The sequence below is a fragment of the Paenibacillus sp. ACRSA genome (assembly GCF_022346845.1).
GTDB lineage: Bacteria > Bacillota > Bacilli > Paenibacillales > Paenibacillaceae > Paenibacillus.
In genome coordinates this window covers 130,149-145,052 of sequence record NZ_JAKRNP010000005.1, presented here as the reverse complement: position 1 = coordinate 145,052, position 14,904 = coordinate 130,149, and the positions used below count along the sequence as shown (strand labels likewise).

Here is a 14,904-nt window from a genome sequence, read left to right as displayed (position 1 = left end):
ATTGATATTCTCCTATACTATGATAATTGTATGAGAGCAATAAAGAATCAGTAAAGGAGCATGATGATGAATCATAAACTTGTAGCCCCAACTCCACCTCTCGGCTGGAATAGCTGGGATTGTTATGGCGCAGCCGTTACAGAAGACGAAATTCGCGGCAACGCCGAATACATGGCAGAGCATCTCAAAGACTTTGGCTGGAGCTATATTACGGTCGATATTCAGTGGTACGAACCTTTCGCTAACTCGTCTCAATACCGCGCTTTCGTTCCATTAGTTATGGACGAATACTCCCGTCTGATGCCTGCTGAGAATCGGTTTCCCTCTGCTGCGAATGGACAAGGATTCAAACCATTAGCCGATTATGTACATAGCCTAGGGCTTCAATTTGGCATCCATATCATGCGCGGCATTCCAAGACAAGCTGCACACGCGGCTACACCGATCCTTGGCACAACTGCGACTGCGCGTGATATTGCGCATCCGAACTCCATTTGTCCGTGGAATACAGATATGTACGGAGTAGATTCCTCTAAGAAAGGTGCTCAGGCGTATTACGACTCGCTCTTTGAATTGTATGCGCAATGGGGTGTTGATCTGGTAAAAGTAGATGATATTGCTGCTTCTAGACTTTACGATACACATCAGCCAGAGATTGAGATGATCGCCAAAGCGATTGAACGCTCTGGGCGCCCCATGGTTCTGAGCCTCTCTCCTGGGCCTGCTCCAGTAGAATACGCTGAACATTTCGCTGAACATGCTAATATGTGGCGGGTCACGGATGACTTCTGGGATCTATGGCCGCTGCTGCTAGATATGTTTGACCGTTGCCGAACTTGGCAGGGTATTCCGAAGGAAGGCTGCTGGCCAGACTGTGATATGCTGCCACTGGGTCACATCGGCATCCGTTCTGTTGACGGTGGCGGAGCCGACCGTTGGACTCGATTCACGCCAGATGAACAGTTGACGATGATGTCGTTATGGAGTATTTTCCGCTCCCCACTCATCTTTGGTGGTGAACTTCGAGACAACGATGAATGGACGTTATCGCTGCTAACCAACCGTGAAGTTCTGCGTATGCATCGCGACAGCTATGGTGCCAAAGAAGCCCTGCACCGTGATGATCTGATCGTCTGGACTGCACAGAATGCTGAAGGCTCCTCCTATGCTGCAATGTTCAATGTTGGTGAGAAGCCTCTTTCACTAGATCTGAATCTTGAAGAAATCGACCTTTCTGGCATTACGGAAGGTACTGAACTATGGAGTGCAATTCCAGCTGAGTTAAACGGGAACACTTTACGCACAACCATTCCTGTGCATGGTGTACGCCTCTATCGGTTTTAATTAATATTAATCTCTTCATTTCTAGAGAACAATCAAATGAATTACCTAAGATGATCTCTGTACGCAATGTACTTCACAGGGATCATCTTTTTTTGTTATTTACAGATTGAAGCATGAGGAATTCCTGCTGGAATATGCTCTAACTAGGAATGATGAAACTTAATAAAAGATGATATTGTGGACATTTTTCCCAAACAAACCTTATAATACAAAGTGTATTAGAAAGAGATAGATACATATAGTGAGTAAGCTGGCCCTAAAATGCAGTGATCTGAATCTAGCATGTGCGAAAGGAGACTTCATCATCGTTAAAAAAATAAGCTGGATTGCACTATTCCTTGTCCTTTTTTTGTACTCTATTTCGTTGTACACCTTCTATTCAAGTATCCATTATTTGTGGAAGATCGCTCCACCTGGTTATGTGTTGGTTATTCTCTCTATTCTAGCGTTCATCCTTTCCATCGTAAGTTTTATGGACACATCAACTTTGTTCGCCAAGATCAGAAGCTGGATCTCGACGATCCTCTCATTCATATTAGTCTCCATCCTACTTTTTGTCGTGACACTTACATCCATCTTCTCAGGAGCAAAAGTACTACTTACTACGACACAATCTCCTGACCAGCACTATACAATTAACTTTTATAAAACGGATGCGGGAGCCATGGGAAGCTTCGGTATTGTAGGGGAGTTACAAGGAGCACTGTGGTTCAGAAAAGCGGTGTATTGGGAGAGTAAGATTGATCAAGTAGAGCTACAATGGCACAACAACCATACGGTTATCGTGAATGGACATACCCTCGACATTGGAAGCGGTGAAACATGGGGGTTTCAGTCCGAATAATTCGAGACTGTCCCCCCATTCTGTTAACTGTTCTGTCTGACCTGGAGGTCTACGACGGGTTTACGTCCATATTGCAGCACATAAAACAGCAGCATCGCAGCTACACACAAGGCGAGCACGACAAAAATGTTACTATACACGAAAGCACTCTTCACTTCTATCCAAGGATTCAAATGAACAGAAGTTGCACCCCGATCAAGCACCTTGCCAAGAGCTGCGGTAGATACAGATGCCGCGATGAAATTGAACATAGATAACAATCCCATTCCGATGCCGATGTGCTCCTTGGGAAGTGTCTGTGCAATCGTATTGGACATCGCGATCTGCATGTAGGATTGACCTAACACTGCCAAGATCAGAAATACAGCAATCCAAATCGGTGACGCACTGATAACAAAGGATAAGCAAATGAAACCGATGATGAGTAGTACAGAAGCCGTATATAACAGAAAAGGATTGCCTTTCTCATCGGCGAGCTTCCCGCCTTTACGTCCTAGAAGAGCAGCAACGAGCGCGGATGGAAGCATGATCATTCCAGTTAGAGCTGGTGAGAATCCATGTACTTGTGCTAGTAATTGTGGCGTTATAAATGGAATGCCAAAACCAATGGCGACCAGCACGAATGCAATGCCCATTCCTATGGCATAAGGTTTGTTGTAGAATACGGCTGGCTTGACGAATGGTGCTTCAGCGTAACGAATTCGTAAGATGAACAAGATCAAGAACACGATGCCTGTCATTAAGAACCATAGGTTGGATTGAGTCAACGAGAGTAACAATGCAGCAACTGTCCCCGCTAATGTTAATCCCCCGATATAATCCATTTTTTCACTGACTCCTCTGTCGTCATCCAGATACTTTCGATAAAAGGGTAGTGTTGCAAGCGAAAGCAACGGAATAACAAAGAGAAACTGCCAGCTTAAGACACTTGATATCAACCCGGCTACAATAGGCCCTAGCGCAGATCCAAGAGCAATACCAATGGCAGAGGTTCCCAGCGCTTGACCCCGCTTCTTAGGTGAGAAGTAACGAACCGGAATGATCATAGCAAGTGCAGGAATGACAGCAGCTCCAGCTGCTTGCACAATCCGTGCAACAATAATCATCCAATATTGAGTAGCTACGATGCCGATCACAGAACCTGCCGCGAGCAATAATAGACCAAATGTAATTAAGTGCTTCATGCTGTACCTATCGGTGAGCTTGCCATAAGTAACTGTTCCAATTGCATATACAATCAAATAACCTGTCACAATCCAGCTCGATTGAGAAGCCGTAAGCTGAAATTGTATGCTAATTACCGGCAATACCACATTAAACATCATGCCATTCATGACAGAAATAATCAGGGTGAAGACAAGCACTCGGAGTAATAACGTCTCCTTGCTCTGTGAAGCAGAATGATTGGTAGTCATATATGTTCCTCATTTCTATAATCTAGATGTGTCACTCAGCTCGGGGCTGATGCTAAATAATTCGTTAAACTTAAGTGAAAAATGACTGTCAGTGCTTACTGACATATAAGAGCTAAAAAAACTAGGGGGTTAAAGCCCTAGTAAACGTCCATACACTTTCTGTAATAATGCTATCCAAAGAGAGCGATGGAAAACGAGCATCTTCATGCAAATTGTTAATAAACACACCGTAATTCAAAGCCATAAATGAAAAAGCTTGATGCTCAAAATTCGTTTGAACCAGCTTCCCTTTGTCATACATGATGCTAAAATACTCGGTTATAATCTCTAAGAGCTGTCTTGGATGTTTAATCGTGCGATCCCGAAGACCTGGTAGATGCTCCTCTTCCTTAAACCCAATCAGAAACAGCTTCCGGTTGCGGTTCATGATCTCGTGATACGTTATGCTGATCAAAAGCAAATCGGTGTGCAAATCCCAGACTAGCTTTTCATTGAAGATCCTCGTCATCTCTTCGGAGTAATAATATTGATCGAATGCCGATTCCAAAAGGTTCTGCTTGGTTCCAAATTGACGAAACAGCGTTTTTTCACTTAAGCCAGCCGTAGTCGCGATTTCCATCGTTGTTACGCTTTTATAACCTTTTTTTGAGATCAAATCAATCGCAGTCATCATTAATCGTTCTTTGCTGCTATAGTCTGTACGACTAGACATTTCTCTGTCCTCTCTTCTATAGAATGTCAGTACTTACTGTCATACAAAAAATAGTAACGAATCATCACATAAATGTCAAGAAGCTCTCTGATCTGTGATTATCTTTGCCGTCTGCTGAGTGAACTGCCACTAATACATCTAACCTCCTCACTTCAATTCAAAAAAAGAGCAGAGAAGGACGTGCTCCTTCTCCACCCTTTCGTTCTACCTCGTTACGGTTCAATTCCCCATACAAGCTCATCGCCTACATAACCAGTAACCTGTTCATGGTTAGCTAACTGTGTGCCAGATGCCTTGAACGAGTAGTCATTAGACTGATTGTAATTCGACCAGTTATTTTTGGAGAAACGTGCTTGAATCTCTGCACTCTGACCTGCGTTCAACGTTCCTGCTGCACTTGTGAAGCCAACTTCCAGATAATGATCTGCTCCGGCAACCGGAGTTGCCAATTGGACGAATTTGCTTGTTACATTCGCACTGCCAACACTTGCCCAATCAGACCAGAAGGTCTGCGCCTCTTCCCCATCAATCGTATAGTAATACCGAAGTTTCACATCACTTAACTGAATTGCCGAATTACCTGAGTTGATTAATTTGAACTTGGGCGAAATTCCGTTGGTCGAAGAACTGGTATTGCCGTTAAATGCTTGAATGGTCAAGTCTCCGGTAGGTGGTACAGTAACCGTACTGTCTACAACGTTAACGGTTAATACAGCGTTATTTCCGCCATTAAAGTGGAAAGTCAAAGTATTTTGACCTAATGGCAGCGTTGTGAGATAGGATTGTTTCAACACAACCGTCGAACCGGAAGCTGTATAATGCTGACCCAATTCGAGTGTAGCATTTCCCTTGGCTATGCTTGTAAGCTGACGACCATTTAAGGTAAGGGTAACGGAAACATCCTGTGCTGCGTTCGTTGCTTTATCAAATGAGGCATTCACCGGTGTAATAGTAGCATTGGAACTTGGCGTTGAATCCACAATTTTAACCTTTAACACTGGATCTTGCCCTTGATTAAAATCCAGTACAATCGAATGCTCTCCTATTGGCAGTGTAGCAAGGTAAGCTTTATTTAGTAACAAGTCGTTTCCATTAAATGTATAATCTGTTGTTGCGTTAAGCACAGTATTGCCTGCACGGACAGCAGTAAGCGTATTCCCATTGGCAGTCACTGTCACGGATTTGTCGTTTTGATTAGGCGTGTTTTTGTCAAACTCGACGGTTCCCGGTGAGATCGATGCGCTCGGGTTAGGATTGGTAACCTTTAGATCCGGCAATTCATCCAAAGTGATAACATAATCACTCTGATAAAGTGTGGTTAAAGTCGCAGGATAATTAAATGCCGTGCTCATGAGGTGCTCGCCATACCAAGGGCAGAAGTACAGCCATCCTGCTCTCTCCTCTTTCAGATTTTGCACACTTGGAATCGTATCATTCTCTGTCATGGCAACCATTTTGCTACCATTCGTCAGATCCACAAGCTGATAGAAAATCGAAGTAATAGCGTCCTCATTCGGGACTCCAGACAAGCCGTCATACCGGTTATAGATCGTATTATATTTATCGTATCCAACCAGATCCACTTGATGATCGCCAGGATACCAAGCTGGAGATGTGCTATACACATAGCTGTTATAGGTCCAAATCAAGTTATGAAGATCGTACGTCTCCGTAAGCTCTGTGTAAATTAGATCCCACAGGTCTTTGTACACTTCTGCTCCTGCGGAAGCCCACCAGAACCATGCACCTTCCCCATTCAGACCACCGTTACCCTCAGCCTCATGATAAGGACGGAATATAACAGGCACATTGTTATCTTGGAGAATCAACAATTGTTCTGCCAGATCTTCGATTGTCATCATTACATATTGATATTCTTTCGTCCCTGGAATAACAGCATTGGCTGTATTAAAATTGGTTTCTGTCGGCTTGTACGTGGCTTCCTTCCAATCCACAAAATCTCCAAGCTGATACGTATTGAAATTACGTGGTACATTGATATGCCATGAAGCTGTTGCAATTCCGCCTCGGTTATTAACCCAATCAATCATCCGATCCGTTGTGCCATCCTCCCAACCATAGAGCGGATTATAATTCATCAGATCGAAGCCGCGAATCGCTGGATATTTGCCAGTAAGATCATAAATCCATTCGAACTCTAGCTCTGTGTCTCCGTCATTCCCTCCTCCATAAATCTCCTGTTGACCTGAAATAATCTGGTTTCCGTATACCTCCGTTAAATAATTCATTAAAATTTGTGTTTCTGGTGTTGCCTCAGGATCGGTAAGAATTGGCTGTACATTTAATGGGTCAAGATCCGCATGATCCACAGTAAAGGTATCAAAATATGCAAAGCCCCATCCAGACTTGATCTGGATTGTGTTGCTGCCTTTATTCAGTTTGTGAAAACCAAAGTCAAAGTCCGACCATGTTGTCGTGTACGGCAGCATATACGAACCCTTAGTCACACCGTTCACGTTTAAGTATTGAACTCTGCCATCCGCACTAAGCTCCTGCATGTATCGAGTAGAGATCGCGTACATGCCAGTCTCGGGAGCATTCACTGTAAAAGTTAACGTCCCTGAATTCTGCATCCAGACGAATCCGCTACCTGAATATCCAGGCTTGGGTTGTCCGTAAATCTCGGTGACTACTTGAAGATCCGAAGTGAGCTGAGCGTCTTCTGCTTCGATAGTGAAAAGTGCATTGTTTGCATGAACGGGCGCTGTCATCAATCCTAGCAGTAGAGCAAATGCCAGCATCATTGCGGTTGCCTTTCTAAGCCAATTTTCCATTTTCATCTTCCCTTCCATTTGAGATATGATAATGAAATTTGTCAATGAACCCATTCATGATGACGCTTTCAAAGTAAACATAGCATGCGCATCAATTTTTGTAAATATATGGTCATTGTAAATTTTCTTTCCCATTCATTGAGAAACAAAAAAGCCGCTAACATAGCGACTACGAGTATATCTATTATTTTACGTATCACCGAAACACCTCCAAAAAAATCTCACGCAGGAGAAGATCGGTACTTCTGTTATGACGAGCTATGCGCAGACCAGTGGATGTATTTAAACTCAATAAAGCTTCGCTTCCATAGAAGTGTGAGCAGACTATTTTTTCATGATAATGATCGTTTTTCCTTTCACACGACCTGCTCCCATATCACGAAATGCCTGAGCTGCTTCACGTAATGGATACTGTTGATCAATGATCGGTATGACATGCCCTGATTCAACCAGCTCGATCCATTCGCTCTGATCTTCGGCGCTCAGTTTGTGCACAAGTACTGATATTTTCTTGTTTTCAAGCTTCGAAACGATTGGTGCCCACAATAGATTCATTACAATTCGTCCCATCGGACCTCCAATCATTACATACCGACCGCCGCTACGCAGTGCTCGTTTCAAAGCTGTCACCTTACGATTCCCTACCACATCAAGAATTACGTCATATGTTATTCCCTGTGCAGTATAGTCTTCATTCCGGTAATCTATGACGTGATCCGAACCCAAAGCCTGTAACATCTCCAGCTTCTCACCGTGATCAACACAGGTCACTTCTGCACCGTGTAACTTGGCATATTGGAGAGCAAATGTTCCCACTCCACCCCCAGCCCCATTAATGAGAATTCGTTGCCCCTGTTGCAAAGTTCCGCGATTACGCAAACCCTGTAATGCAAGAACTGCTGCTTGAGGGATAGCTGCTGCCTCTACATAAGTGATTCCGGCAGGTATAGGCGACAATGCCGTTCCACTGGCACACACATACTCCGCAAATCCACCCCAGTTGCAGGCTGAGAGATCGCCAAACACTCGATCACCAACTTGGAATTGCCCCGCTGCACAGCCAACCGCGACGACTGTCCCTGCTACGTCTGCACCAAGAATTGGATAACGGGGTTTGCGGAATGCGCCGATGCGTGTAACGAACGGTTGCCCCAGAAGGAGATCCCAGTCCCAAGAATTGATCGACGTTGCATGAACCTCAATTAACACTTCATGTTCCTTTGGAGTCGGAACGGTTACATCTTCCAAGCGCAAAACTTCCGGTGTACCGTACGTGTCATAGACTAATGCTTTCATTAGGTCTGGTACTCGCTTGCTGGATACTCCAATACGGCTCATATCTTCGCCCATGGTATCATTCTCCATTCGACAGATGTATGTGTTTGGGTCACGCAAAGCCAACACTAGAATTAGAATGCCTCAACTCATCTAACCGAGTTAACCATGCTTCTCCTGAATAACGGATACGTTAAATATATAGCGTGGTTTCAGAAGGATATATCAACCCATATCTGCTCTAGGCTGTATGGTACGAATGATGATGTCTTGATTGTGGTTACCAAAGCCGGCTCCATACAGCGTCAAACCGCCCACATTTGTGGCATGCTCCTCCACAGAAAATCGAAGCGTCCAGAATAACTCCTCCAGTTTGATATCATCGATACCTACATTCGACAGCCATTCTCCATCTATTGATGTGCCTTGAGCATCCACTCGAATCGTCTTCAGCAGACCATATTGGTTAACATTCCTATGCCACCATGACGGGGTGAATTTTCCACGAGCAGCTCTTCCGAAATCAGCAGGACTGGTCCATGTGCCAAGCTGCACGCCATTAAATGAAAATGTGATATCCGAGGGCCAATCATCCCCTAAGCCAGGTGCCTCCGAAGCAATTTCCATTGAGATCTCAATCGCACTGGGTACATCCTCTGCAAGTATATAATTAGGTGTTTTATATTCCACATACCCCCGACCAAACCACAGGATTGCTGCGTGAACACGCTCAGGATCAAGGAAATAGCGTGGATCATCCCATACGCCAATTTCTTTCTCATGCGTTCCCAGTCCACAGGTCGGATGTACTTCGAACGCTGTATAGTGACCCACAGAGATGCTTTGTTCTTTGATGTCTGCAAATGAACCCACCGAAGGCAATTCAATTTCAATTGCATCTTGTTGGAGAAAACACATTTTGTGTGTGCCTCCGTTCAGTCGTACTCTACGACTGCCAATCAATTCCGCTTGCTCCAATTTACGAACATGCATCGTCACAATGGACGGACTAAGCTCCAGCACATCAGCCAGATCTTTCACATTCATCTCTCTTTCAGAGAGAAGGGTCATTATTCTCCAGCGTACTTCGCTAGCCAGTGCTTCATACAGTGGCATGTATTTGGAATCTCCATTAGCTCTAATCATTCAGATTTTCTCCCAGCTCCAATTATTGAAATGCTATTTATGTTAATTTAACGGATTTTCATTGTTCTATCAAGACTAAAACATTGTAAATATAATTGCTATGGTGTTTAATTTTTGATGAGGAGATTATTGAAATATTCTTTTTACACTGTAAATTATGCCTGAGAGCATTACCTGTTTTAAGTTGAATTCTTATAAATATGAATTTATAACGAGGTGCACTAAAAGATGAAATATACCAATCCAGTAATCAAAGGTTTCTATCCTGATCCTAGCGTTTGCAAAGTTGCCGACACGTATTATCTCGTATGTAGCTCTTTTCAATATTTCCCTGGCGTTCCGCTTTTCGAAAGTAAAGATTTGATCAATTGGACGCAGATCGGACATTGCTTAACACGGCCAAGCCAAATTCAATTAGAAACGGTTAACAGTTCCGGTGGCGTATTTGCGCCAACCATCCGTCATAACAATGGCCGATTCTATATGACCACAACAAATGACACTACGCATCAGAATTTCTACGTATGGACGGACGATATCTATGGTGAATGGTCTGATCCGATCTATGTTGATCAAGGTGGCATCGATCCAGATCTATACTTTGAGGATGGTAAAGCAATATTTATGAGTAATGGTACCGACGATAACGGCGTTGGAGGCATAATCCAATGTGAGATTGATATCGAAACTGGACGTAAACTAACTCCTGGGCGTATGATCTGGAATGGCACGGGCGGGCGCTATTTGGAGAGTCCCCATCTGTATAAAATAAATGGAACATACTATCTCATGGCTTCCGAAGGTGGAACCGAGTATGGCCATATGGTTACTTATGCGAGAGGGGATTCGCCATCAGGTCCGTTTGAGCCTTACCCACATAACCCTGTTCTGACCAATCGTAATTTGGGTGGTTATGAGCTTCAAGGCGCTGGGCATGGAGACCTTGTTGAGGATGAGAACGGCAATTGGTGGATGCTTCATCTCGGTTTCCGTCAAATCGGAAGATGGCAAACGTACCACCATCTGGGACGTGAAGTGTTTCTAACGCCGGTGACATTTAATGAAGATGGTTGGTTTACCGCGGGGTATAAGGGCACCGTGCTTACGAGTTTTGAAACCGATCGAATCTCTGAGGCAACCGTTCAACAGGAACGCAACGTCTATACATTTGAAAATACCGATTGGAATCTAGACTGGTGTTATTTACGTCACCCTGCTAAGCAGCAGTATGAATTAGCTCCAGACAAGGTGATTCTAAGAGGTACAGATGTCACATTAGACACTCCATTGTCCCCTACTTTTATCGGCATACGTCAGAGAGATTTCAATGCAATTATCTCTTGTGATGTCACATTAACTGAAGGGGAAGCGGGTATTACGCTCTATATGGATGAAAATCATCATTATGATCTGGCTCTTCGCCAAGTCGATAACGGATATAGCGTAGTTAAACGTCTGAATGTTGGTGATATCAAGTCGATTGAACAGGAAGAGTATGTGGGGGTAAGCAATCAAGCTACGCTCACTATTCAATCCACTCCTGATCGTTATACTTTCATTTTGAACTATGATGGTAAGGATATTCCGCTTGGAACGGCACAGACTAGATATCTATCATCCGAGGTGGCTGGAGGATTCACAGGTGTGCTTATTGGTCTCTACGCTTCTAAGGTAGGATCTGTTGCTGAATTCACTAACTTTACATGCACGTATACCTAAGTTGCGTTAGGAATGAAGTAATCTACTGGGAAATAGAAATATAGTAAGCTTTGATTACAACACATATCGCTTGAGGATTCGAGGGTGGCAGATGTTAGACGTCTGCTGCCTTTTTCGTTGACATGATTTGAATAGCTAGCTCAAAAGCTCTTATTCTTCTCTCTAACAATGTTTTTTGGGCACCGCCCACTTTGGCTTTAGCGTACTGGGTCTCAAGAGAAGGGAATAAACCAGTTATTACATGTTGAGCTTCTCGTATTTCCTCATCAGTGTATGAATGTGATTCGCCGTGCCACGCATGTTCAAGCATAGCTAATCCGATACGTAGCGCTGTGAGCCGTTTCTGTACTAAGGTTGTGCTTGTGCCCTTCTGAGTCATATTTACTAAAGCATCTTCTGATTTATGAATGGTTGATTCAAAAGCTCTGATCGCTCCAGTCCGCTCTTCACTAGATACGTTCTCCATACTCATACTGTACATACCTCCCTGGATTACTGATATATTGATCATCATATCACATGAATAAAAACACAAAGACCCCTAGTCACCAATACTAAGGATCCCTGTGTGTTGTTAGGTTAATGAATTCATTTGTTTATATGCTTTTCGTTAGATTCTAATGCTTTATTCGTTAGTTAATTCTTTGTTTGTTATAAATTCAATCGTTAACTCCTATATCATACTTCTATTAATTACGTAACCAGACACTCATTTCCCCAGCCTCGCGGTTACCCCACAAATAATAAGGAATTGCAGTAAATCGAACCTGCTTTGACTCAGTTGCCAGTGGCTTGTACAATTCATTTGCCAACCATCCAGAGGTATTCTCCCTTTTTGCATCACCTTCAACGACAATACAGCCACCAAGTAAATCAGAATCTTCCCGCTCATTTAGCTGAGTCCCTTTCGGAAGCGAAAGGGATGACAGCAATATACCGTTGTCTGCCTCCTCCACGCAATAGACAAGTGGTCCACGCTGAATAGCTACTTTGCCTGCGTTGGCTCTAATCTGTGGGTTAGCAGCAATTAACTTCGTTTCCACAGGTATCGACCACTCCACCACATCACCATCGTTCCAGATTCGACTGATTTGAGCATAGCCGTTCTTCACATCGTATACCTGCACCTCGCCGTTAATGCTAAGGACAGGCTGCCCGCTCTGATGCCAGTTAGGAATTCGTAAGGCCAGTGCAAAAGCAGTTCCATTTACATGCTTCTCATCCAGTGACACGTTAAACTCTACCTTACCCTGCCAAGGCAGCTCCGATGTCTGGTGAAGGGATACATCACAACCGTCTGCTGATGTGAAATGTAGATGACTACCAATGTATAAATGGACATGAACCTTATTCTCTTCTGAAGATACATCGTAAATATAGTCATTCAGCGAGCTGAGCAAGCGTGCTACATTGGGTGGACAGCAAGAGCAGCCAAACCATGCCTGTCGAACAGGCTTAACATGCTGTTTATCCGGATTGCGTTTATTCGCCTCAGGCCATACCTCGAGTGGATTCACATAGAAAAAGTGCTTGCCATCCCGGGACATGCTGCCAAGTACGTTGTTATACAACGCCCGTTCCATGATATCCGCATACTCACTCTTCGCTTCAAGCTGAAGCATCCGCCGTGCCCAGAATATTAGCCCGATAGAAGCACAGGTCTCTGCATACACCGTATCATTCGGCAAGTCATAGTCAAAGGTAAAGGCTTCTCCCCGATGGGTTGAACCGACTCCACCCGTAATGTACATCTGCTTGCGCGTTGTATTCTCCCATAGCCGCTCACAAGCTGCTTTTAAGCTAGCGTCTTGAGTCAATCGAGCAAGATCAGCCATTGCTGTGTACATATAAACTGCACGTACGGAATGTCCAACTGCGGTTGACTGCTCGCGCACAGGCAGATGGGATTGGTACATTTCTAGATTAGGTTTACCATCTGACCAGTGACCTGTTCTGCCGCGCCGCTCCCATTCTTCCTCAAAATAACTTGGAAGACTGCCACGTTGATCAATGAAATAACGACTGAGCTTCAAATACCGTTGCTCTCCCGTTGCATAATATAACTTGACCAGCGCAAGTTCAATTTCCTGATGTCCGCAATATCCCTGCTTCTGACTAGCATCCAGCCCAAACAAACGATCAATCAGATCAGCGAAGCGGCATGCAATATCCAGCAATCTACGTTTGCCCGTTGCCTCAGCATATGCTACAGCGGCTTCGATCAGGTGTCCTGCACAATACAGTTCATGGGCTTCATATAGATTCGTCCATTCTCTGCCTGGTTCCTTAATCGTGAAATACGTATTCACATATCCATCTTCTCGTTGGGCTTGGCCGATTAATTCAATTGCTTCATCCGCAATCTTCTCCAGCTTCGGATCAGGTTGGGAGCGTAGTGTGTAAGCAACCGCTTCCAGCCATTTATATAGATCACTATCCTGGAACACCCATCCTCCGAATTCTCCCTCTTCAAGTCCAGCGGCGATGCGGAAATTCCGAATAGCATAACTGGGCTCCGCTCCTTCTACACGATCGTTCAATGCTTGCCATTGATACGGGATGACCGTATCGCGTACTAATGCAGAATAATTTTCCCAGAAGTTGTCCTCAATGCGTACATTTGTTGTATTCACTTCGTCATGCCTCCTATAGTAATTGACTCTCTATGTTCTCCATTATATGCTTGATAGAACCAGCTTAATAGGAAAGGAATGAACCTTTTTCTATAAAAAATAACACAACATAAGGAGTGTTTCATCTGAGCGATAACACCATGATTGAACTTGAACTGCCACCAATCCCTTATTTCCTAGGCGCAGGTCGTACAGAATACAGCACTGGAGATCACCATCCTCATCGAAGCAAGCTTGGCATTTACGATCTACTCATCGTTGCTGAAGGTGGCTTATTCATGGGAGAGAACGGTTCAGAGTGGCGCTTGTTGAGTGGGGATATGCTACTGCTCTTGCCAGATGGTGAACATTATTCGTTTCAACCTTGCACAGAAGATACGCTGTTTTACTGGATTCATTTTGAGCATGAAGTAAGGCAACGCACCCTGGTAACGAAAGAAACAAGCATCAGTCCTGCGCTGTATTCTTCACGTCCTTTCGAAAATCCCTACATGCTTCGACTGCCTAAGTACCTACGCCTCCCAGATCCTCAGGCTGTGTACGACATTATCGAGCAACTGCTGACTTTACCAACGAACGCTACATTTTGGAGAGAGCAGCAACTGCTAGGCAACCTACTAAGCATACTCGAAGAGAGTGGCTCAAGAGAAACCGAATCGGTTGCAACCCGTTTAGCAGAACGCGCGGCTACATACATTCAGGCTCATTACCAGAACAAAGTTACCCATGAGATGCTCGCAGAAGCCTTACATTTTCACCCCAATTATATTGTACGATGCATGAAAGCCAGATACGGTTGCACCCCCTCGGACTATTTGCAGGAGATACGGCTCGATCGTGCTAGACGTTTGCTGGTGACCACCGATTGGTCCATTGACCGCGTTGCCGAAGAAGTAGGTTTCCGCTACTCTCCTTACTTCTCCGCGTGTTTCAAACGCAAGATGGGAATCTCCCCACTGCAATTCCGTAAGCAATATCTGAAATGACGGCAACCCTCGCTTGAGAAAATGAAATATGGATG

At 44.3% G+C, this 14,904-nt stretch carries 11 protein-coding genes; 4 read left to right on the top strand and 7 right to left on the bottom strand.

From position 1 onward, the window contains the following. Positions 1 to 66 precede the first annotated feature (66 nt). Together MH215_RS16365 and MH215_RS16360 are read left to right on the top strand one after the other, a co-directional pair. Complete coding sequence (locus tag MH215_RS16365; protein ID WP_239292035.1) at positions 67 to 1,344, top strand: glycoside hydrolase family 27 protein; 1,278 nt, start codon at positions 67 to 69, stop codon at positions 1,342 to 1,344. A 241-nt stretch (positions 1,345 to 1,585) separates the two neighbouring features. After that, positions 1,586 to 2,188 carry a DUF5412 family protein gene (locus tag MH215_RS16360; RefSeq protein ID WP_239291495.1) on the top strand — a complete coding sequence of 201 codons (603 nt, stop codon included), beginning with the start codon at positions 1,586 to 1,588 and terminating at the stop codon, positions 2,186 to 2,188. Positions 2,189 to 2,211: 23 nt separating this feature from the next. On the opposite strand, the gene MH215_RS16355 is transcribed toward MH215_RS16360, so the two are convergent. The 5 genes from MH215_RS16355 to MH215_RS16335 all read right to left on the bottom strand — a co-directional run bounded on the left by MH215_RS16355 (position 2,212) and on the right by MH215_RS16335 (position 9,531). Further along, a complete protein-coding gene (locus MH215_RS16355; protein WP_239291493.1) occupies positions 2,212 to 3,603 on the bottom strand; it encodes an MFS transporter in 1,392 nt (463 codons plus the stop codon). Between the two features lie 121 nt (positions 3,604 to 3,724). Continuing rightward, on the bottom strand, positions 3,725 to 4,315 hold the full coding sequence (locus MH215_RS16350; protein ID WP_239291491.1) for a TetR/AcrR family transcriptional regulator: 591 nt from the start codon (positions 4,313 to 4,315) through the stop codon (positions 3,725 to 3,727). Positions 4,316 to 4,527: 212 nt separating this feature from the next. Further along, a complete protein-coding gene (locus tag MH215_RS16345; protein WP_239291489.1) occupies positions 4,528 to 7,110 on the bottom strand; it encodes a X2-like carbohydrate binding domain-containing protein in 2,583 nt (860 codons plus the stop codon). Between the two features lie 324 nt (positions 7,111 to 7,434). Beyond that, the gene (locus tag MH215_RS16340; RefSeq protein ID WP_239291487.1) at positions 7,435 to 8,460 is read right to left on the bottom strand and encodes an NAD(P)-dependent alcohol dehydrogenase; all 1,026 of its coding nucleotides are present in this window, start codon (positions 8,458 to 8,460) and stop codon (positions 7,435 to 7,437) included. A 150-nt stretch (positions 8,461 to 8,610) separates the two neighbouring features. After that, a complete protein-coding gene (locus tag MH215_RS16335; RefSeq protein WP_239291485.1) occupies positions 8,611 to 9,531 on the bottom strand; it encodes an ArsR/SmtB family transcription factor in 921 nt (306 codons plus the stop codon). A gap of 228 nt (positions 9,532 to 9,759) precedes the next feature. Here MH215_RS16335 and MH215_RS16330 point away from each other — a divergent pair, with 228 nt between their 5' ends. Next, positions 9,760 to 11,250 (top strand): glycoside hydrolase family 43 protein, encoded by a 1,491-nt coding sequence (locus tag MH215_RS16330; protein WP_239291483.1) that lies wholly within the window; start codon positions 9,760 to 9,762, stop codon positions 11,248 to 11,250. A 94-nt stretch (positions 11,251 to 11,344) separates the two neighbouring features. On the opposite strand, the gene MH215_RS16325 is transcribed toward MH215_RS16330, so the two are convergent. Together MH215_RS16325 and MH215_RS16320 are read right to left on the bottom strand one after the other, a co-directional pair. Continuing rightward, entirely contained in the window at positions 11,345 to 11,716 is a 372-nt protein-coding gene (locus tag MH215_RS16325) for a hypothetical protein (RefSeq protein WP_239292034.1), read from the bottom strand. Positions 11,717 to 11,939: 223 nt separating this feature from the next. Further along, on the bottom strand, positions 11,940 to 13,883 hold the full coding sequence (locus tag MH215_RS16320; protein WP_239291481.1) for a glycoside hydrolase family 127 protein: 1,944 nt from the start codon (positions 13,881 to 13,883) through the stop codon (positions 11,940 to 11,942). Positions 13,884 to 14,023: 140 nt separating this feature from the next. Between MH215_RS16320 and MH215_RS16315 the strand changes: the two genes are divergently transcribed. Further along, positions 14,024 to 14,869: a helix-turn-helix transcriptional regulator gene (locus MH215_RS16315; protein WP_239291479.1), complete on the top strand. Its 846-nt coding sequence runs from the start codon at positions 14,024 to 14,026 to the stop codon at positions 14,867 to 14,869. Positions 14,870 to 14,904: the final 35 nt, after the last annotated feature.